Origin of the sequence: Lachnospira eligens, assembly GCF_009680455.1 — a bacterium.
GTDB lineage: Bacteria > Bacillota > Clostridia > Lachnospirales > Lachnospiraceae > Lachnospira > Lachnospira eligens_A.
Genome location: NZ_WKRD01000005.1, coordinates 131,228 through 153,272 on the forward strand (window position 1 = coordinate 131,228; position 22,045 = coordinate 153,272).

Sequence of the window (22,045 nt, forward strand, 5' to 3'; positions counted from 1 at the left end):
TAATGGAAAAGAAATGTATTAAGATTAGTAATATAAAGATATCTCCTGATAAAGATACAGCATTTTTAGAAGGAATTATAAGAAAAGAATTAAGACTTGGAAAAGATGCACAGATTGATTATGAAATAGCAAAAAGGTCACTTGACTGCAGACACAAGCCTCAGGTTATGCATATATACAGTGTCGAAGTGTATAAGGTGGTGCGTTCCGGCAGGGAAGAAAAGCTTGAGAATATAATTAAGAAATCAGGCTGTAAAAATGCTGTTATGTCTAAAAGGGTTATCTATAAGTTTCCTGTTAATGCGACAGAAAATGTTAATGAAGATGAAAGACCTGTAGTTATCGGGTTTGGACCGGCAGGAATATTCTGTGCTCTTGAGCTTGCCAAAGCGGGGCTTAGACCTGTTGTATATGAGCGTGGACAGGATGTTGATACAAGAACGAAGAAGGTTGCACAGTTCTGGGAGACGGGGGAGCTTGATACAGAATGTAATGTTCAGTTTGGTGAAGGCGGAGCAGGCACATTTTCTGATGGAAAGCTTAACACACAGATTTCAGATACATTTGGAAGAATAAGATATGTTCTGCAGAGCTTTGTAAAGTTCGGTGCATCAGAAGAGATTCTGTACGCCAATAAGCCGCATATAGGAACAGATGTGCTTGCGGTTGTAATTAAGAATATAAGACAGCATATTACTGCGCTTGGCGGTGAAGTTAATTTTGGAAGCTGTCTTAAAAAGATTGAGATTAAAGACGGAAAAGTGTGTGGTGTTGTCATATCTGACAAAGATGGCGAGTATGCAAGAAAATGCAGTAAAGTGTGCCTTGCAATAGGTCACAGCTCAAGAGATACATTTGAATATCTTCACAGTGAGAATATAGATATGGAGCCGAAGCCTTTTGCTGTTGGAGTAAGAATAGAACATCCTCAGGAAATGATTAATTATAATGCTTATGCTGATGCTGCATATGAGCTTCCGGCTGCTGATTATAAAGTTACTTACAAGACAAAGAATACAGATAAAGAACGAGGTGTGTATTCTTTCTGCATGTGTCCAGGAGGTTATGTTGTTAATGCTTCATCAGAGAACGGCAGGACATGTGTTAATGGAATGAGTTATTCAGGCCGTGATTCCCGCAATGCTAATTCAGCAATAATTGTTACAGTCGGACCGGATGATTTCGGACATGGAGTACTTGACGGAATAAAATTTCAGAGACAGTTAGAAGCAAACGCTTATGCTGAAGGAAATGGAAAAGTTCCGGTACAGTTATTTGGCGATTTTGAAAAAAATATAACAACAACGGAATTGGGAGAGGTTGAGCCTTGCATAAAGGGTGAATATACATTTGCTAATCTTAGGAATGTATTACCTTCTTATGTGACAGATTCGGTTGTTGAAGGTGTGCATGGTTTTTCAAGATTTATACATGACTTTGACAGGAAAGATGCCGTACTTTCGGGTGTTGAGAGCAGAACATCAAGTCCTGTAAGAATAATAAGAAACGATGAACTTGTAAGTACATCAGTATGTGGATTGTATCCGTGCGGTGAAGGTGCAGGGTATGCAGGAGGCATAACATCTGCTGCAGTTGATGGTGTTAAGGTTGCGGAATATATGGCAGTAACAGCTGCTTGTATGGGATAATATGGACTTTTTAATAAAAATATAGTAAAATAGACCAGTATTTGATTTTTTTACTGGAGATATTAAAATATGGGGAATTATAGAGAGTTTATAAAAGATAAGAAAAGAATTGTTATAAAGATAGGTTCATCTTCACTTATGCATGAGCAGACAGGCAGATTGGACCTTTTAAAGATTGAAAAGCTGGTAAGGATTCTTATTGATATTAAGAATTCAGGAAAAGATGTTGTTTTAGTTTCTTCTGGTGCAATAGCTGTGGGAAGGGCTGTTATAGGACTTTGTGACAGACCTACAGAACTTCCGGTAAAACAGGCATGTGCATCCATAGGACAGGCTAAGTTAATGATGGTTTACCAGAAGATATTTGCAGAATATGGTGCAGTTGCATCACAGGTTCTTCTTACCAAGAATACAATAGTTAATGATGTTAACAGAACTAATGCGCAGAATACATTTAACGAAATCTTAAAACTTGGGGCAGTTCCAATCGTTAATGAGAACGATACAGTATCAACTTACGAGATTGAACAGCTACAGGCTTTTGGAGATAATGACAGACTTTCAGCAATTGTTGCTTCAATTATCGGAGCGGACCTTCTTATTCTGTTATCTGATATTGATGGTCTGTATACAGATGATCCAAACACTAATCCTAATGCAAAATTTGTTGAAACTGTATACGAGATTGATGAGAAGCTTATGGGAATGGGTAAAGATTCATCTGGCAGTAATATGGGGACTGGCGGAATGACAACCAAGCTTATTGCAGGAAAGATTGCAACACTGTCGGGGGCGGATATGATTATTACTAATGGTAATGATGTTGACAATATTATCAGGGTTATGGCAGGAGAGAATGTTGGAACATTGTTCTTAGACCACAGAGCATCTGATTTTGACCTGATGTCTCTTATAGATTAAGGCTGATTGAAGATTACTTGGACGACAACGGGAGGTCATACATGGATATTAAGCTGATGAGGAATTCGGAGAAGGGAATATTTTATTCTATTAATGACAGGCTTTTAATGCAGATAACAGATGATAATTATCAGTATCAGGGTCTTCAGGGAAAGAAATATTTTATTCTGAATGCAGCAACTAATGAAAAATTTGAAGTGGCATCGCAGATTAAGAAGTATAATTTCTGTAAGGTGAGATATGCATGCCTTGAAAGAAATTATATGTTCTTCACATCACTGGAATCAGTGACTGAAAGCCGTACACTTCTTACTGTATACAGGTTTATGTTCGATACTAATGAGAATGAGGCAGTATTCAGTATGGAGATAGATAATACTGATATATCTGATGGATTGAGATATTATATATTTGTTATGGATTCTAATTATTTTTTTGTTGAAAAGCTTGAAAAGAAAGGAAAACTGAAAGATATATTTCTCTATGATATTAATTCTGAAACAGATAATGATATGAGTGATACATTTGTGAAAAATACAGGTATATATAAGGTACTTCCAATAGGTGGAAACAATTGTGTCATAAAATTCGGGGCAGACAGACTTGTATCAGATGGAACAGGCGGCGAAGAAAAAATAGCTGTACTTAATGCTAAACAGTTTGTTTCTGAGATATCGTTTAATGGTCAGATGATAACTATGGAAGAACTTGATGTGTCAGATGAATCGACTACATTTCCATATATAAAGGCAGGTTCTGGAAAGATTATTTATTCGAAATATAATTTTAATAGTCAGTCAGAAGAAATCATTATATATGATGCTATAACAAAGGTTAAGCAGGTAAGACTTAATAATAATGTTGAACATGCAATGGATTTAAGTTTTACTTATATTATCAATGATATCCCATATTTACTTAAAAAAGTGGATAAAAGTACATGCTTTGTTAATCTTAATACACAGAAGCCAGAATACAGGCTTCATTCTGATATGAAATTCAGATATATGAAAAATGATATTGTTGTTATAACCCGTATGAGACATCGATTTTTCTTTATTAAGAAAGCTTCTGAATATATTGAAGCATATAGAATTTTGGATCTTCATCATCCTGTGCTTTCTACAAAGGCTGTATATAACAGTTGTGCAGAAAGCGGAGATGATTTGATTATATTTACTAATTAGTGACAGAGGTTTGTATGGTTACAGAGAAAACATTAGAAAGAATTAACGAGCTTTATCATAAATCTAAAGCAGAGGGACTTACAGATGCAGAACTTGCTGAACAGAAGCAGTTAAGAGCTGATTATGTTAAAGCTTTCAGAGAAAACTTAAGAGGACAGTTAGAATCTATTAAGATTAAGAATCCTGATGGTTCTTTAATAGATGTCAAGGCAAGACATGATGAGAAGATGAAAAGATTGGCAGAGGAACAGGCAGAGAAAGGTAACTAGATGGATAAGAATGAAGTGCGTCAGCTTATTATGAACCGCAGACATGAATTGTCAGATGAAGATATTGAAATGCAGAGCGGACTTATAATTGACAGATTGAAAAAATCGGACATATATAAGACATCGGAAAATGTATTTCTGTATATGAGCTATAACAGGGAAGTTGATACATATATGCTTCTTTCGCAGTGCTTTATGGATGGCAAGAAAGTATATGCTCCAAAAGTTTTATCAAAGACACAGATGGAGTTTTATTGCTTATCTGATGAGAATGATCTTGTAAGTGGTTATATGGGAATTATGGAACCGTCTGACGTCTGCGATAAAGCTAAGATCAGAGATGGACTTTTTATTATGCCGGGGCTTGCGTTTGATTATGATTTTCACAGAATAGGTTATGGCGGAGGCTTTTATGACAGATATCTATCGGAAGATAATACATTTATAAAAGCGGCACTTGCTTTTGATTTCCAGCTTTTAGAGAGTATTCCTTATGAGGAACATGATTTAAAACCGGATTATATTATTACACAGACACAGTTTATAAGGAGGGAGAATTGATGGAATCACTTGAACAGATTGGAATTAAGGCTAAGAAGGCATCAAGATATCTTGCTAAGCTTGGAATAGATGAGAAGAATAAGGCACTTGAAGCGGTTGCTGATGCACTTATAGCTAATGCAGAGAGTATAATTGCAGCCAATGAAAAAGACCTTGTTAATGCCAAAGCCAACGGAATGAAGCCTGCTCTTATTGACAGACTTACGCTTGATGTTAAGAGAATCAATGCAATGGCAGATGGAATAAGAGTTCTTACAGGTCTTGAAGATCCGGTTGGCGAAGTAACAGGCATGAAGAAAAGACCTAATGGACTTGTTATCGGAACGAAGAGAGTACCTCTTGGCGTTGTTGCAATTATATATGAGTCAAGACCTAATGTTACTGCTGATGCATTCGGACTTACTTTCAAGTCTGGCAATGCCTGCATCTTAAGAGGCGGAAGTGATTCTATTAATTCTAATATTGCTATTGCAGATGTTATTGCAAATGCACTTTCTGACAACGGAATTAATCCTGATGTTATTAATCTTATAAAAGATACAGACAGAGCACTTGTTAACCAGCTTATGAAGATGAATGATTACATTGATGTAATTATTCCAAGAGGTGGAGCAGGGCTTATTAAGAATGTTGTCAACAACAGTACAGTACCTGTAATTGAAACTGGTACAGGGAACTGTCATGTATATGTTGATGAATATGCTGATATTGATATGGCTGTCAAAGTTATATATAATGCCAAGACTTCAAGAATTGGAGTATGTAATGCGTGTGAATCATTGGTTATTCACAAAGCTGTTGCAAAGCAGGCAATTCCACTTATTGTAAATGCACTTAAAGAAAAGAATGTTGAAGTGCGTGGTGATGAATATGCAATGCAGTGTGATTCAAGAATTGTTCCGGCAAGTGATGATGACTGGGGAATGGAATATCTTGATTACATTATATCTGTTAAGACTGTTGACTCTGTTGACGAAGCAATAGAACATATTAATACATATAACACAGGCCATTCAGAGTCAATAATTACTAAAGATTACAATAATGCCAACAGATTTCTTGATGAAATAGATGCTGCATGTGTATATGTAAATGCTTCCACAAGATTTTCTGATGGATTTGAATTCGGATTCGGTGCTGAGATTGGAATAAGCACACAGAAGCTTCATGCAAGAGGTCCTATGGGGCTTAAAGCACTTACAACTACTAAGTATGTTATATACGGAGAGGGACAGATAAGACAGTAAGATGTTTTATAAGTATGGGGTGTTTTTATGATTAGAAGAGATTTTGATTTAGAAGAAATGAAATATTTTCTTCATCTTGTCGGACAGAGTACAGATGATTATCTTTATATACTGGATTTAACTAATGATAAAGCTGTTTATTCAAAATCAATAACTAATGTGTTTGCACTTGATTCAGAGGAATTTTCCAATGCTATGCAGGAATTGGTTAAAGTTGTTCATCCGGACGATATTGATATGCTGATGAATGATATAGAGGATGGAATGAATGGAAGAAAGAGCAGTCATAATTTAGAGTATAGATGGAAAACTGTGGATGGAGAATATGTTGCAATAAATTGTAGAGGACAGTATATAATAAGCCATGGAGCTATTTACCTTATCGGAAGAATATCGGAGATTGGGAAACAGAGCAGATTTGATAATAATACAGGGCTTTACAGGGAAATTGTTCTTGAAAATGTATATAATGAATATGCTAAAACCAGAAATGCGTCAGGTTTTCTTATGCTTGTTGGTGTAGATAATTTTAAAGAAATTAATGAAAAATATGGTGCAAAAACAGGTGATGAAGTATTGAATATTCTTACTGATTCAATAAAGAAATATATTGACACACCACTTAGAATATTCAGAATGCCTGGTGATGAATGTGCCATATTTATGCCGTATTCCATGGAAAATGATATTAATCAGGCTAAGATTCTCTATAAGAGAATAAGAAATCGTATTGACAGAGCAATTGAAATAAGAAAGTATGATATATTTTTTACAATATCAGCAGGGGTTGCTGAATTTGATACAGAGAAAGACAGTTTTAATGAGTTGTTAAAAAATGCCAAATTTGCTCTTCATGCTGCCAAACTCAATGGTAAGAACCGATGTGAAATATTTGTTGAAACTGAGTATACAGAGTATATAGAAAAACTTAGTGTTCAGGATGAATTACGCAGATGTATAAGTGAAGGCTTTGAAGGATTTGAGTTATATTTTCAGCCAATATATAATACCGACGATGACAGTTTGTCAGGAGCAGAGGCTCTTATAAGATGGAATAGCAGAAAATATGGATTTATAGGTCCTAACACATTCATACCGCTTCTAGAGGACAGTGCACTTATTATTCCACTTGGAAGATGGATAATTAATACTGCTGCTAAGGCATGCAACAGATGGATTACCAGTATTCCGGATTTTGTTATGCATATTAATTTGTCTTTTGTACAGATTGTCAAAAGTAATATAGTTAAAGATGTATTAGAGAATATCGAAAGATACAGTGCAGCTAATAATCATTATGTATTTGAAATAACAGAAACTATAGAGATGGACCAGATACCAGCTGTTCAGAACGTATTTAAAGAATTTGTAAAGAATGAATTCAGATTCGCAATTGATGATTTTGGAACAGGATATTCAAATTATGGATATATGCGTGACAGAACATTTGATATAGTTAAAGTTGACAGGTCTTTTGTAACTGATATAGATAAACTTAAAGATAATTATCTTATGGTAAGTTTTATAATTAAGATGGCACATGAGATGGGATTGCATGTGTGTATTGAGGGTGTTGAAACAAAGGAAGAACTTTCATGTGTTAAGAAACTTGGTGCAGATTATATTCAGGGATACTATTATGGTAAACCGGTATGCTTACAAGATTTTGAAGAACAGCACTTGAAAAGATTTGTATTAGGATAAGTATAGAATGGAGAATTGTAGATAATGCAGGAAGTTAATAACACCAGTGCACTTGAAGAACAGCTTTATTATATTGGAGAATGTAAGAAGTTCCTGGAAAAGAAAACAAAAGAAATAGGCAGACCGTTATATGCATGTGTACACACATTTGGCTGCCAGATGAATGCCAGAGATTCTGAGAAGCTTCTCGGGGTACTTAAAGAGATTGGATATCTTGAGACAGAGGATGAGGATAAGTCAGATTTTGTTATATATAATACATGTACTGTAAGAGAGAATGCTAATCTTAAGGTTTATGGACGTCTTGGACATCTTAAGAATGTCAAAAGAAAGAATCCGCATATGCTTATTGCAATGTGTGGCTGTATGATGCAGGAGCCTGATGTGGTCGAGAAGATAAGAGATTCTTATAAGTTTGTTGATATTGTTTTTGGTACATTTAATATATATGCAATGGCAAAGCTTATATATAACAGAATTACATCAGGAAGCCAGGTTATTGATATCTGGGAAAAGACAAAGGATATTGTTGAGGAGCTTCCTACAGAAAGAAAGTTCCCATTCAAATCAGGTGTTAATATTATGTACGGCTGTAATAATTTCTGTACTTACTGTATCGTGCCTTATGTACGAGGAAGAGAGATAAGCCGTGAGCCTAAGGATATCATTATGGAGATTGAAAGGCTTGTAAAGGATGGCGTCAAAGAAGTTATGCTTCTTGGACAAAATGTTGATTCTTATGGAAAGACACTTGACAAGCCTGTATCATTTGCGCAGCTTCTAAGAGAGATTGATAAGATAGAGGGACTTGAAAGAATCAGATTCATGACACCTCATCCTAAGGATATTGAGGAAGAGACTCTTGAAGTTATAAGAGATTCCAAGAAAATATGTAATCATATACATTTTCCACTTCAGTCAGGAAGCTCAAGGCTTCTTAAGCTGATGAACAGAAAGTATACTAAAGAGCATTACTTAGAGCAGGTTGAGATGATAAGAAGAATACTGCCCGATGTTTCTATTACAACTGATATTATTGTTGGGTTTCCAGGAGAGACAGAGGAAGATTTCGAGGATACTATTGATGTTGTAAAGAAAGCAAAGTTTGATAGTGCATATACATTTATATATTCAAAAAGAACAGGTACGCCTGCTGCCAGAATGGAGAATCAGGTGCCTGAGGATGTTGTTAAGGACAGATTTAACAGACTGCTTGCAACTGTAAATGAGGTGTCACATGAGCATATCAGAAGATATGAGGGCATGGATATGAAAGTCTTGGTTGAGGGTAAAGATGACCATGAAGAAGGTTTTGTTACAGGCAGAATGACTAATAATATTCTTGTACATTTCGCAGGGGATGAATCACTTATCGGACAGATTGTTACAGTACATCTTGACGAATGTAAAGGATTTTACTATATGGGCAGACTTATCGAGGATTAATCAGGGAGTAATATAATGGCAGAGTATTCACCAATGATGCAGCATTATCTTGCTACTAAAGCAGAGTACAAGGACTGCATACTTTTTTACAGACTTGGAGATTTCTATGAAATGTTTTTTGATGACGCTTTAGTTGTCTCTAAGGAACTGGAACTTACATTAACAGGAAAAGACTGTGGACAGGAGGAACGTGCGCCTATGTGCGGCGTTCCTTTTCATGCGGCAGAAACTTATATTAACAGGCTTGTTTCTAATGGACACAAGGTCGCAATATGCGAGCAGATGGAAGACCCTAAGCAGGCAAAAGGTATTGTTAAAAGAGAGGTTATAAAGGTTGTAACACCGGGAACTAACTTAAACAGTCAGGCACTTGATGAAACTAAGAATAATTATCTTATGAGTATTGTTTATCTTGGAGATGTGCTTGGTGTTGCTATTGCAGATTATTCAACAGGTGACTTCTTTGTAACTGAGATTGAGACAGGTGCGGAGCTTATTGATGAAATTAATAAGTTTGTTCCGTCAGAGATAATACTTAATGAGTATTTTGCAATGAGCGGAATAGACCTTACATTTATATCAGAGAAGCTTTCCATATCAGTGTCAACACTTGAAAACTGGTACTTTGATGATGATTCCTGCAAGGCAAAGTTAAAAGAACATTTTCATGTAAATATGCTGGACGGACTTGGAATCAAGGATTATCCGGTAGGAATTGATGCTGCGGGAGCACTTCTTATATATCTTACCCAGACACAGAAAAGCGATATGTCGCATATTACAAGCATTGTGCCTTACACAACAGGCAAATACATGCTTATAGACAGTTCATCAAGACGAAATCTTGAGCTTGTTGAGACTATGCGTGAAAAGCAGAAAAAAGGCTCGCTTCTGTGGGTACTTGATAAGACCAAGACTGCAATGGGCGCAAGAGCGTTAAGAAATCTCGTTCTGCAGCCGCTTATTAACAGAGACGAGATTATAAGAAGACAGGACGCTATAGAGGAGCTTTCTGATAATGCAATTGACAGGGAAGAGATTCGTGAATATCTTGGCCCTATATATGACCTTGAGCGAATCATGACTAAGATTAGTTGTAAGTCGGCTAATCCAAGGGATTTAATTGCATTTAAGAATTCCCTGGAGATGATACCTCACATTAAGAATCAGATAGGACATTTTAAGTGTGATGTATTCAGACAGTGCTTTGAGCAGATGGACGACTTAAAAGACTTATATAATCTTGTTGACACTGCAATTATAGATGATCCTCCGATTACAATGCGTGATGGCGGAATGATAAAGGACGGCTTTTCAGCAGAGGCTGATGAGCTTCGTAATGCCAAAATTAAAGGAAAAGAATGGCTTGCAGAGCTTGAAAGCAGGGAGAAAGAAAAGACAGGAATTAAAAATCTTAAAGTTAAGTATAACAAGGTATTCGGATATTACCTGGAGGTTACTAATTCATTTAAAAACCTTGTTCCTGCTGAATGGGTACGAAAGCAGACTCTTACCGGTTCTGAAAGATACACTACAGATGAGTTAAAGCATCTTGAAGATATTATTCTTGGCGCAGAGGATAAGCTGTACTCACTTGAGTACGACTTATTCTGTGAGGTCAGGGAGCGCATAGCGGCAGAGGTTGTAAGAATACAGAACACTGCTAAGGCTATTGCAATGATTGATGTGTATGCGTCACTTTCTGTAGTTGCAACACAGAATAATTTCGTAAGACCTAAGATTAATGAAAAGGGTATTATAGATATTAAGAATGGTAGACACCCTGTAGTTGAGAAGATGATTTCCAACGATATGTTCATTGCTAATGATACTTATCTTGACAATGGCATGAACAGGATTTCGATTATCACAGGTCCTAATATGGCTGGTAAATCTACATATATGAGACAGACTGCACTTATTGTGCTTATGGCACAGACAGGTTCTTTCGTGCCTGCTGATTCAGCCAATATATGTATTGTAGACCGTATATTTACACGAGTCGGAGCATCTGATGACTTAGCTTCCGGACAGTCTACTTTCATGGTTGAGATGACAGAGGTTGCCAATATTTTGAGAAATGCAACTCCTAAGAGCCTTATAATTCTTGATGAAATCGGAAGAGGAACAAGCACATTTGATGGACTGAGCATTGCTTGGGCTGTTGTTGAATATATTGCCAATACTAAATATCTTGGAGCCAAGACGCTTTTTGCAACACATTACCATGAACTTACCGAGTTAGAGGGAACGCTTGACGGAGTTAATAATTACTGTATTGCTGTCAAGGAGAACGGTGATGATATCGTCTTTTTAAGAAAGATAGTAAAGGGTGGTGCTGACAAGAGCTATGGTATTCAGGTTGCCAAGCTTGCAGGAGTTCCTGATGTGGTTCTTAACAGGGCGAAGGAGCTTGTTGTTGACTTAAGTGATGCTGATATATCACAGAAAGCTAAGGACATTGCACAGTATTCCAAGAAGCTTGACAAGATGAATGACAAGTACAGAAAGGTTAATGACCTTGAAGTTAAGCAGATGTCTCTTTTTGATACTGTTAAGGATGATGATATAGTAACTGATATAATGAATCTTGATATAAGCAATATGACACCTATTGATGCACTGAATACGCTTTATAAGTTGCAGGGAAAAGCTAAGAACCGCTGGTAAAACAGGGAGGATTGTATGTCAATAACACTTTTAGACCAGAATACGATTAATAAGATTGCTGCAGGAGAGGTCGTCGAAAGACCTTCTTCTGTAGTTAAAGAACTTGTTGAAAATGCTATAGATGCCGGAGCAACTGCGGTTACAGTTGAGATAAAGGAAGGTGGAATTTCATTTATCAGGGTTACTGACAATGGAAGTGGTATCAATAAAGATGAGATTGAGATAGCATTTAAAAGACATGCAACAAGTAAAATTAAATCAATTGAAGATCTTATGGCTGTTTCGTCTCTGGGCTTCAGAGGTGAGGCACTAGCGAGTATAGCTGCTGTATCACAGGTTGAACTTATTACCAAGACTGCTGACAGTCTGAGTGGTGTGCGTTATACAATTGATGGCGGAGTACCAGGTGAAGTGGCAGAAATAGGCGCTCCGGAGGGAACTACATTTATTGTAAGAAATCTTTTCTATAATACTCCTGTTAGAAGAAAGTTCTTAAAGACAGCGACTACCGAGGGAGGATATATTGGTTCGCTTGTGGAATATCTGGCACTTTCGCATCCTGATATTTCGTTCAGGTTCATAAGTAATAACCAGAATAAGCTGCATACATCGGGTAATATGAATCTTAAAGATATAATATATAATGTGTATGGCAGGGATATAACTAATAATCTGTATGAAATCAGCGGCAAGTCGCAGGATATTGAGGCTTCTGGTTTTATTGGCAAGCCTATGGTTGTCCGCGGAAACAGGACATATGAGAATTATTATATCAACGGCAGATATATCAAGAGCAGTATTATAACTAAGGCTATAGAGGATGCCTATAAGGGCTTTATAATGCCACATAATTATCCGTTCAGTGCGATACATTTTAAGATTAATCCTGCAATTATTGATGTAAATGTACATCCAACCAAGATGGAACTGCGATTCTCGAACAATGAATATATATATAATTTTGTATATGATACATGTTTAAAAGCTCTTAATTCAAAAGAACTTATTGCAGAAGTTTCTGTGCCTGATCCTGTTGCAGTTAAAATGCAGGAAGCACCTGTTGTAAGAAATGTTATGCCGGATGTTAAGCTGCCAGAGAAGAATGTTTCGGATAGTATGCCATGTAAGACAGAGACAAAATCTGCAGAGTCTGCAAAAGCAGAAATTAAGCCGAAAAGACTTCCGGAGCCATTTGAAATTAAGGGTTCTCTGCAGATGGTTAAAGAAGATAAAGTAAGATATGAAGCTGTGACAAAATCTGAACCACCAAAGCAGATGAATCTTTTTGAGAATAAGCTTCTTGATGAGAACAGCCGTAACAAATACAGAATCATAGGGCAGCTGTTTGATACTTACTGGCTTATTGAATTTGAAGATAAATTCTATATGATGGATCAGCATGCGGCGCATGAGAAAGTGCTTTATGAAAGAACGATGAACAAGCTTCATAATAAGACGATTGGAACTCAGATGATTCTTCCACCTATTGTACTGTCACTTAACATGCATGAGGAAGAAATATACAAGACTAATCAGGATATATTTAAAAGATTAGGGTATGAGATTGAAGAGTTTGGCGGCAATGAATATAAGGTTACAGGAATTCCAGCAGGACTTCCTAAGATGGATTACAAACAGCTCCTTATTGATGTTCTGGATGGACTTTCTGAAGAAAGTGCCAGCAAAGATCCTGATATTATTACTGAAAAGGTTGCAAGCATGTCATGTAAAGCGGCTGTAAAGGGCAATAACAGACTGTCATTTAATGAGGCATTTGAACTGATGGACGAGCTTATGAAGGCAGAGAATCCATATAACTGTCCGCACGGTAGACCAACACTTATTATGATGAGCAGATATGAGATAGAAAAGAAATTTAAACGAATAGTATAGAGGCTGATATGAAGAAAGAACCTTTAATAATACTTACAGGTCCGACAGCAGTTGGAAAGACTGAACTTTCCATTGCACTTGCAAAGGCGGTAAATGGTGAGATAATAAGCGCCGATTCCATGCAGGTATACAGATATATGGATATCGGAACTGCCAAGATAACAAAAGAAGAGATGCAGGGGGTTAAGCATTATCTTGTTGATGAGATTGAGCCTTCAGAGGGCTTTGATGTGGCAAGATTTAAGTCTATGGCAACAAATGCAATACAAAAAATCCGTGAGAACGGTCATATTCCTGTAGTTGTTGGCGGAACCGGATTTTATATACAGGCACTTTTATATGATTCTACATTTGAAGATGATGAAAGTGACTATGAATATAGAGATTATCTTCAGGGGATTGCTGATACTAAGGGTGCAGAGGTGCTTCATGATATGTTAAAGGAAGCTGACCCTGAATCTGCAGAGGCAATTCATGCTAATAATGTCAAAAGAGTTATTCGTGCACTTGAATTTTATAAGACGACAGGCAGAAAGATATCAGAGCATAATAATGAGCAGAGAGCTAAAGAGTCGCCTTATAATTTTTGTTATTTTGTTCTTAATGATAAAAGAGAAATTTTATACGACAGAATAAACAGGCGTGTTGATATAATGTTTGACAACGGACTGCTTGATGAGGTAAAACATTTGTCGGACATGGGGCTTGTAAAGGACGATGTTGCCATGCAGGGAATCGGATATAAAGAGGTGTTCGATTATCTTGAGGGCAGATGTGACGAGGCAGGTCTTAGAGAGATGATTAAGCAGGATACAAGACATTTTGCAAAAAGACAGCTTACATGGTTTAGAAGAGAACCATCAGTTACATGGGTGGATTTTTCCCAGATACGAAGAGAAGATGCACTTTCGTATATGCTTGAACAACTAAAAGAAAAGGAAATTATTTAATTATGAGAGAAATGTATAAAAATATGGGAATCTGTGATGAGGTGTATGATTATTGCGACAATATAATTAAGTCGCTTCATGACAGATTTGAAGAGATAGATAAGAATGCAGAATATAACCAGATGAAGGTTATAAAGGCGATGCAGGATGAAAAGGTTGCCGAAATGCATTTATCAGGAACAACAGGTTATGGTTATAATGATGACGGTAGAGATACTCTTGAGAAAATATATTCAGATATATTTAAGACAGAGGATGCACTTGTAAGACCACAGATTATCTGCGGAACTCATGCGTTAAATGTAGCTTTATCATCTAACTTAAGACCAGGTGATGAGCTTTTATCACCGGTTGGGAAGCCGTATGATACAATGGATGAGATTATCGGTATCAGACCTTCTAAGGGAAGCCTTGCAGAATATGGAATTACATACGCACAGGTTGACCTGCTGCCAGATGGTGGTTTTGATTATGAGGGTATTAAGAATGCAATCAATGAAAGAACAAAGCTTGTAACAATCCAGCGTTCCAAGGGATATGCTTCAAGACCAACACTTTCAGTTGAAAGAATTGGCGAGCTTATAAGTTTTATCAAAAGTATCAAGCCAGATGTTATATGCATGGTTGATAACTGCTACGGTGAATTTGTTGAAAGAATTGAGCCTTCAGAGGTTGGCGCTGATATGATAGTCGGTTCACTTATAAAGAATCCTGGTGGCGGACTTGCTCCATGCGGCGGCTATATCGCAGGAAAGAAAGAATGTGTTGAACAGGCAGCTTACAGATTATCTTCACCGGGGCTTGGAAAAGAAGTCGGTGCAACACTTGGCGTAAACCAGAGCTTTTATCAGGGACTTTTCTTATCACCTGTAGTTGTTGCAGGTGCGCTTAAAGGTGCTATATTTGCTGCAAATGTATACGAAAAGGCAGGTTTTGTAGTAAGACCTGATGGAAGTGAGCCAAGATATGATATTATTCAGGCAGTTGAACTTGGAAGTGCAGACGGGCTTCTTGCTTTCTGTAAAGGAATTCAGGCTGCAGCACCTGTTGACAGCTTTGTTACACCAGAACCATGGCCGATGCCAGGATACGATTCAGACGTTATAATGGCTGCTGGAGCCTTCGTTCAAGGCTCATCAATAGAGCTTTCTGCTGATGGTCCGTTAAAAGAACCTTATTCGGTATTCTTCCAGGGGGGACTTACATGGTATCATGCCAAACTTGGAATTATGATGAGTGTTCAGAAAATGTTTGAAAAAGACCTTATAAAGCTTTGATTGAATTAATATTTGTGTTATAATATATTGGAGTATGGATTTTTCCGTACTCCAATTTATGGTTAAAGGATGAAAATCTATGAGTAATATTTCTAAATATAAGAACGGCTGGCTTTTATGGCTATTCATTCTGATAGGCATTGTGCTTGGCGGTCTTATTGCAGAACTTACTGCCAGTGTGCATGCACTTAGCTGGCTGTCTTATGGACAGAGTTTCGGGCTTGACAATCCGCTGGTATTAAATCTGGGAGTACTTGTAATAACATTTGCACTCCAGATTAAGATTACTATTGCCAGTATAATAGGAGTTATACTCGCAATTATTATTTACAGATTTATTTAATCTGACTGCTGTTTAATTTATGGTCTATGAGAATATAATAACAGGTGTGGAGGAAAAAAAACTGCTTCCTTACGAAAAATGTCTTGAGTATGGTGCATCATCACTTGATAATGCTGAACTTCTGGCAGCGATTATAAGAACAGGAACCAATGGTTTAAGTTCTATCCAGCTTGCAGAGAAGTTACTGGAGAATGCCGGCAATCTTAACGGTCTTTATGGTATGTCCGTTTCAGAACTTATGCAGATTAAGGGTATAGGAAAGGCAAAGGCTGTCCAGATATGCTGCATTCTTGAACTTTCAAGAAGAATTGCAAAGCAGAAGGCTAGAGAAAGACTTGACTTTTCGAATGCTGAAACTATTGCAGAATATTATATGGAAGATATGAGACATCTAAAGAGAGAACATCTGGTTCTTGTAATGCTTGATAACAGGTGCCGCCTTATTAGAGATAAGGTGATGTCTGTTGGAACTTCTACTGGTTCAATGGTTTCTGTAAGGGAAATATTTAAGGAGGCACTTGACAGCAGGGCAGCTTCGATAGTTATCCTGCATAATCATCCATCAGGCAATCCATCTCCTAGCAGAGAGGATATGAAGGTTACTAAGAATATTATGGAAGCCGGCAGAATTATTGGCGTTGAGCTGTTAGATCATATTGTTATAGGAGATAATTCTTATTTCAGCTTTAAACAAATGCAATACATTAATTAACAATTAAGAAAGGAATTAAGACATGGGTAATGCATACGGAATTGATATAGGCACAAGTAATTTTAAAATGTGCTGCAGTGATAAGGATAAGATACTTAATGAAAAGAATATTATAGCTATAGCTAATAAAACAGAGATTTTAGCTTTTGGAGATGAAGCATATGAAATGTATGAGAAAGCTCCAGAGCATATTGAGGTTTCTTTCCCGGTTAAGTTTGGTGTGATAGCTGATATTGAGAATATGCAGACACTTCTTTTTAACTTCTTTAATAAGATTAATGAAGGAAAGAAGATTACCGGATCAGATTTCTATATTGCTGTACCAACAGATGTAACAGAAGTAGAGAAGAGAGCTTTTTATGAATTAGTTGTTGATTCAAAAGTAAAGGCAAAGAATGTTTATGTAGTTGATAAACCTGTTGCAGACGCTATAGGTGCAGGCCTTGATGTAACTAAGTCTAAGGGTATTATGATTGTTAATATCGGAGCAGAGACAACTGAGATTTCAGTTCTTTCTTTAGGCGGAATTGTTATAAGCAAGGCTGTTAAGATTGGTGGTAATAAGCTTGATGACTGTATTATAAGTAATGTAAGAAAGGCTTATAATCTTGTTATAGGAAGTAAAACTGCGGAAAATTTAAAGAAAGAGTTAGGAAGTGCTGTTCCAGTAGCAGAGAGTTTTGCACCTGGCTTTGGAAGAAATGTTTTATCAGGTCTTCCTGTAAGTGTTGATATTTCTTCCGATGTTATATATCAGGCTATAATTGATTCATTACATTCTATTATGGATGCTATTAAGGTTATACTTGAGAGAACACCACCAGAACTTGCAGCTGATATAATCAAGGATGGTGTTTACTTTACAGGAGGAACTGCACAGATTAACAATCTTGAAAAGTTTATCAAAGATGAAACTAATCTTAATGTCAATATTGTTGAACATCCTGCAGAGAGTGTTGTAAGAGGTCTTATGGGAGTTGTATCTAATCCGGAATTTGCTAAGGTTGCATATACTCCTACAGAGAAAAATTTTGATTAAAGGGCAGGTTTTAAGATGAGAAAGAATATTTCTTCACTTATGACTTCGAAGAATATTCTCATTGCACTTACGGTTTTGTGCTGTTTCTTTATTGGTACGAGCTTTTTTACAGATACGCTTACCAAGCCTCTTAAAAAGTGCGTTTCAATGGTTGTAGTTCCGGTACAGAAGGGTATGAACAATATTGGATTCTGGGTTTATGATAAATACCAGACACTTCAGGAGATATCAGTTGTTCTTGATGAGAATAAGAAGCTTCAGAGTCAGGTTGATGATCTTACAGAAGAGAATAACCAGTTAAAACAGGATTCTTATGAACTTAACAGACTTCGTGATTTATATGAGCTAGACCAGCAGTATGCAGGTTATTCGAAAGTTGGAGCCAGGGTTATTGAAGTTACTACAGATAACTGGCATTCGTCATTCAAGATTGACAAAGGAACTGACGATGGTCTTAAAGTTAATATGAATGTTATTGCCAGCGGAGGGCTGGTAGGAATTATTTCTGAAACAGGAAGTAATTATTCTATTGTTAAGACAATTACAGAGAATAACAGCAATGTAAGTGGAATGCTTATAGATACTAATGAAACATGTATTGTTCAGGGAGATGTTGAACTGATGGATACAGGCATGATACGCGTATCACATTTTAAAAGTGATGTTGTTGTCAGAAATGGCGATAAAGTAGTTACTTCTAATATTAGTGATAGGTATCTGCAAGGAATTCTGATTGGGTATATTAAGGATGTTAAGCTGGATTCTAATAATCTTACCCAGTCAGGATATATTGTTCCTGCTGTGAATTTTAATAATTTACAGGAGGTTCTGGTTATAACACAGCTTAAAGAATAAGTGTTTAGGACAATTTATTATGAAAAGAAAGATAACAGAATTAATTATTATATTGTTTTTCTATATCATGCAGGTTTCTGCAGCAAGAGTAATATCAATTGCTAATATTTCACCAAACTGGCTTATTATTATGCCTGTATTTTTTGGCTTCTTCTGTGGTAAGAATGATGGAATGTTTGCAGGATTTTTTGCTGGAATTATGTATGATTTGTTCTATTCCGGTTTGTTCGGATTTACAGCACTTATTTTTATTTACATAGGATATTTTTCGGGATTTTTTTATCAGAAGTACGAGGTAAGGGAAGTTCTTATCCCTCTTGCACTTGTGATTACAGCTGATTTTGGATATGGATTCATATCATATATTGGTAATTTTCTGCTTCAAAATAGACTTAATGTTGGATTTTTTATGTCACGCTTTATATTGCCGGAGGTTGTTTATACAGCTCTTGTTTCATTACTGATATATCATCCGATACATTATTTTTGTGTTATAACGGAGCAAGGAAAAGAGAGAAAGAAGAAGGGTAAGATTGATGAAGGAAGTATTTGAGTACATTATAAGTCTTCTTAAATCCAGAATTTTTCCTATGATTCTTGTATTTATTGTTCTGATTTCTGTTCTTGTTCACAGATTGTTTGTTCTTCAGATAATAAATGGAGATTCATATGTCGAAGACTTATCAAGTTCTATACAGAAAGATATGAGTGTTGCGGCTGCCAGAGGCCGTATCTATGACCGTAACGGTGTTCTTCTTGCTTACAATGATCTGTCATATGCAGTCAAGATAAGCGACTCTGGAAGATATTCAGATAACGCAACTAAGAATACAACTATTAATAATTCTATTAACAAGACATTAGATATTATAGAAAATCATGGAGATACATATTCTAATGATTTTCCTATTATCTATAATAATGGACAGTTCTCATATAATGTTGAGGGTACATCGCTTTTAAGATTTTTAAGAGATTCTTATGGAACTGAGTCGATAGCAGCACTTTCTGACGAACAGAAGGCTACATCAGCAGAGAATATGTTCAAGTACCTTTGTAAGACTTATGAGGTTAATTATGATGAATTTGGAATAGAACATTCTCTTATGATTGTTAATCTAAGAAGATATATGGCTGCCAATTCGTATAACAGATATCTTACATTTATTATTGCAAATGAAGTATCGGATGAAACTGTTGCAGCTATACTGGAAAACAGTGATGGTCTTGTTGGCGTTACTGTGGAAGAGCAGTATATAAGAAGATATGTTGATAGTGTATATTGCTCACAAATACTTGGATATACTGGAACAGTCTCTAATTCAGAATTAGAGGAGCTTGGCGATGGATATGAAAGTAATGATGTTGTTGGTAAATCAGGAATTGAAAAGAGCATGGAGAATGAGTTATCCGGAGTAAAGGGTGAGAAATCAGTATATGTTGATACTGTAGGAAGAGTTACAGAGGTGCTTGATCAGGAAGATCCACAGGCTGGACATGATGTATATCTTACAATAGATATTAACCTTCAGAAATCAATATATAATGCAATAGAAGATGAGATAACCGATATATTCATGAAATATTTCACACCTGGAAGCAATAAGATAACTTATAATGGTTCTGGTGATGTTGATACTATATATATAACAGCACAGGAAGTATATTTTGCACTTATTGATAATAATCTGGTTTCATTAAAAGAAATTGAAGAACAGAATACACCTAATGAAGCTGAGATTTACAGTCAGTTTGAGACAAAAAAGGCACAGACTTTATCATGGTTGGATAGTGAGCTTAAATCTGGTAACACTGCTTATGGAAAACTTTCAGAGGAACAGCAGTTGTATATCTGGTATATATATGACCTTTTAAGAAGTGAGAATATATTCAGTCTGGCTAATGTTGATACAAGCGACAGTGTTTATTATGACTGGGTATACGGGGATTCGACAAGTCTCTCACAGCTTTTGACGTATGGTATATCTAAGAACTGGATAGATATGTCATCGCTTACATCAGAGAAGTATACAAGTCTTCAGGAGTCATATGATGCACTTGTTGATTATATTATTTCAGCACTTGATTCTGATACAGCATTTTTTAAGAAAATGTACAAATATATGATTAATGCTGGAAGTATTTCAGGAAGACAGGTGTGTATGCTTCTTTATGAACAGGGCGTTCTTGATATGAATGCAGATGATTCACGTTATCAATCTCTTTCATCAGGAAGCATGGGAGCATATGAATTTATGTCATATGTTATCTCTAATAAGATTATTACTGTTGGACAGCTTGCACTTAAACCATGCTCAGGCTCAGCAGTTGTTACTAATCCTAATAATGGCGATATTTTGGCACTTGTTTCATATCCAAGTTATGATAATAACAAGTTGTCAGGAACAGTAGATGCAAAGTATTACAGTTCACTTGTTACTGATAATGCAAGTCCTCTGCTTAACAGGGCGACACAGTCATTTATTGCTCCAGGTTCTACTTATAAACCATGTACAATTATTGCCGGCATGGATACAGGTATAATATCATCATCTACTGTATTTAACTGTTCAGGAGTCTTTGACAAGGTAACGCCTTCACCAAGATGCTGGCAGAGATGGGGTCATGGAAGTGAATCGGCTGCTACTGCGATAAGAGATTCATGTAATGTTTATATGTATAATGTTGGTTATAATCTTGCATGTAGTAAGAATGGTTCATATAATAGTACTTATGGAACTAATATATTAAAGAACTATTCTGATATGTTGGGGTTATCTAACAAAACTGGCATAGAGATTGAGGAAGGAACACCTGGTGCATCTTCACAGAATGCCATTGCATCAGCAATCGGACAGGGTAACCACAGATACAGTACACTTAATCTTGCCCGTTATGTTACAACGCTTGCAACATCAGGTACATGTTATAATCTTACTCTTATTGATAAGATTACTGATTATGATGGCAATATTATTAAGGAAAACCACGCAGAAGTTAATAATCAGGTAGAATTAAGTTCTGATATATGGAATACAGTTCATTCTGGTATGAATATGGCTGCAGGAACATATACAGCATTATCATCATTGCATATGTCGATTGCTGCTAAGACAGGAACTGCACAGGAAAGGACAACGGATCCTGACCATGCTACATTAATATCATATGCACCTTATGATAATCCTGAATATTGTATGGCTGTGCGTATTCAGAATGGTTATGCAGCTTCTAATGCAGTAACATTAGGCGCAGAGATATATAAAATGCTTTTTAATATTAATGAATAATATTTATTGATATATACTAAAGAAATAATAAT

18 protein-coding genes are annotated in these 22,045 nt (G+C 36.3%); all 18 read left to right on the forward strand.

Annotated elements, in window-relative coordinates:
* Positions 1-2 precede the first annotated feature (2 nt).
* The 18 genes from GKE48_RS07770 (at position 3) to GKE48_RS07855 (ending at position 22,013) form a co-directional block, all read left to right on the forward strand.
* Positions 3-1,649 (forward strand): NAD(P)/FAD-dependent oxidoreductase, encoded by a 1,647-nt coding sequence (locus GKE48_RS07770; RefSeq protein WP_082425959.1) that lies wholly within the window; start codon positions 3-5, stop codon positions 1,647-1,649.
* A gap of 69 nt (positions 1,650-1,718) precedes the next feature.
* Positions 1,719-2,570: a glutamate 5-kinase gene (proB, locus tag GKE48_RS07775; protein ID WP_012739219.1), complete on the forward strand. Its 852-nt coding sequence runs from the start codon at positions 1,719-1,721 to the stop codon at positions 2,568-2,570.
* A 41-nt stretch (positions 2,571-2,611) separates the two neighbouring features.
* On the forward strand, positions 2,612-3,757 hold the full coding sequence (locus GKE48_RS07780; protein WP_022098559.1) for a hypothetical protein: 1,146 nt from the start codon (positions 2,612-2,614) through the stop codon (positions 3,755-3,757).
* 14 nt (positions 3,758-3,771) lie between these two features.
* Positions 3,772-4,026, forward strand: a complete 255-nt coding sequence (locus tag GKE48_RS07785) for a DUF896 domain-containing protein (RefSeq protein ID WP_012739221.1) — start codon at positions 3,772-3,774, stop codon at positions 4,024-4,026.
* Positions 4,027-4,587, forward strand: coding sequence for a 5-formyltetrahydrofolate cyclo-ligase (locus GKE48_RS07790; RefSeq protein WP_012739222.1), 561 nt, complete (start codon positions 4,027-4,029; stop codon positions 4,585-4,587).
* The gene (locus GKE48_RS07795; RefSeq protein ID WP_022098560.1) at positions 4,587-5,834 is read left to right on the forward strand and encodes a glutamate-5-semialdehyde dehydrogenase; all 1,248 of its coding nucleotides are present in this window, start codon (positions 4,587-4,589) and stop codon (positions 5,832-5,834) included. The genes GKE48_RS07790 and GKE48_RS07795 overlap by 1 nt, the downstream gene beginning before the upstream one ends.
* Positions 5,835-5,861: 27 nt before the next feature.
* Positions 5,862-7,538 carry a bifunctional diguanylate cyclase/phosphodiesterase gene (locus GKE48_RS07800; RefSeq protein WP_022098561.1) on the forward strand — a complete coding sequence of 559 codons (1,677 nt, stop codon included), beginning with the start codon at positions 5,862-5,864 and terminating at the stop codon, positions 7,536-7,538.
* Between the two features lie 24 nt (positions 7,539-7,562).
* On the forward strand, positions 7,563-8,984 hold the full coding sequence (gene miaB / locus GKE48_RS07805) for a tRNA (N6-isopentenyl adenosine(37)-C2)-methylthiotransferase MiaB (RefSeq protein ID WP_022098562.1): 1,422 nt from the start codon (positions 7,563-7,565) through the stop codon (positions 8,982-8,984).
* 15 nt (positions 8,985-8,999) lie between these two features.
* Positions 9,000-11,654, forward strand: coding sequence for a DNA mismatch repair protein MutS (gene mutS / locus GKE48_RS07810; RefSeq protein ID WP_154300810.1), 2,655 nt, complete (start codon positions 9,000-9,002; stop codon positions 11,652-11,654).
* A gap of 15 nt (positions 11,655-11,669) precedes the next feature.
* Positions 11,670-13,547, forward strand: coding sequence for a DNA mismatch repair endonuclease MutL (mutL, locus tag GKE48_RS07815; protein ID WP_022098564.1), 1,878 nt, complete (start codon positions 11,670-11,672; stop codon positions 13,545-13,547).
* Positions 13,548-13,555: 8 nt separating this feature from the next.
* Positions 13,556-14,497 carry a tRNA (adenosine(37)-N6)-dimethylallyltransferase MiaA gene (miaA, locus tag GKE48_RS07820; protein WP_022098565.1) on the forward strand — a complete coding sequence of 314 codons (942 nt, stop codon included), beginning with the start codon at positions 13,556-13,558 and terminating at the stop codon, positions 14,495-14,497.
* Between the two features lie 2 nt (positions 14,498-14,499).
* Positions 14,500-15,774 carry a methionine gamma-lyase family protein gene (locus GKE48_RS07825; RefSeq protein ID WP_022098566.1) on the forward strand — a complete coding sequence of 425 codons (1,275 nt, stop codon included), beginning with the start codon at positions 14,500-14,502 and terminating at the stop codon, positions 15,772-15,774.
* Between the two features lie 79 nt (positions 15,775-15,853).
* A complete protein-coding gene (locus GKE48_RS07830; protein ID WP_022098567.1) occupies positions 15,854-16,117 on the forward strand; it encodes a DUF4321 domain-containing protein in 264 nt (87 codons plus the stop codon).
* Between the two features lie 19 nt (positions 16,118-16,136).
* Positions 16,137-16,829 (forward strand): RadC family protein, encoded by a 693-nt coding sequence (gene radC, locus GKE48_RS07835; protein WP_022098568.1) that lies wholly within the window; start codon positions 16,137-16,139, stop codon positions 16,827-16,829.
* A gap of 22 nt (positions 16,830-16,851) precedes the next feature.
* Positions 16,852-17,868, forward strand: a complete 1,017-nt coding sequence (locus GKE48_RS07840; RefSeq protein ID WP_022098569.1) for a rod shape-determining protein — start codon at positions 16,852-16,854, stop codon at positions 17,866-17,868.
* A 15-nt stretch (positions 17,869-17,883) separates the two neighbouring features.
* The gene (gene mreC / locus GKE48_RS07845; RefSeq protein ID WP_022098570.1) at positions 17,884-18,723 is read left to right on the forward strand and encodes a rod shape-determining protein MreC; all 840 of its coding nucleotides are present in this window, start codon (positions 17,884-17,886) and stop codon (positions 18,721-18,723) included.
* A 19-nt stretch (positions 18,724-18,742) separates the two neighbouring features.
* Positions 18,743-19,276, forward strand: a complete 534-nt coding sequence (mreD, locus tag GKE48_RS07850; protein WP_022098571.1) for a rod shape-determining protein MreD — start codon at positions 18,743-18,745, stop codon at positions 19,274-19,276.
* Positions 19,260-22,013, forward strand: a complete 2,754-nt coding sequence (locus GKE48_RS07855) for a penicillin-binding transpeptidase domain-containing protein (protein ID WP_022098572.1) — start codon at positions 19,260-19,262, stop codon at positions 22,011-22,013. Before mreD ends, GKE48_RS07855 begins: the two co-directional genes overlap by 17 nt.
* The last annotated feature ends 32 nt before the right edge of the window (positions 22,014-22,045 follow it).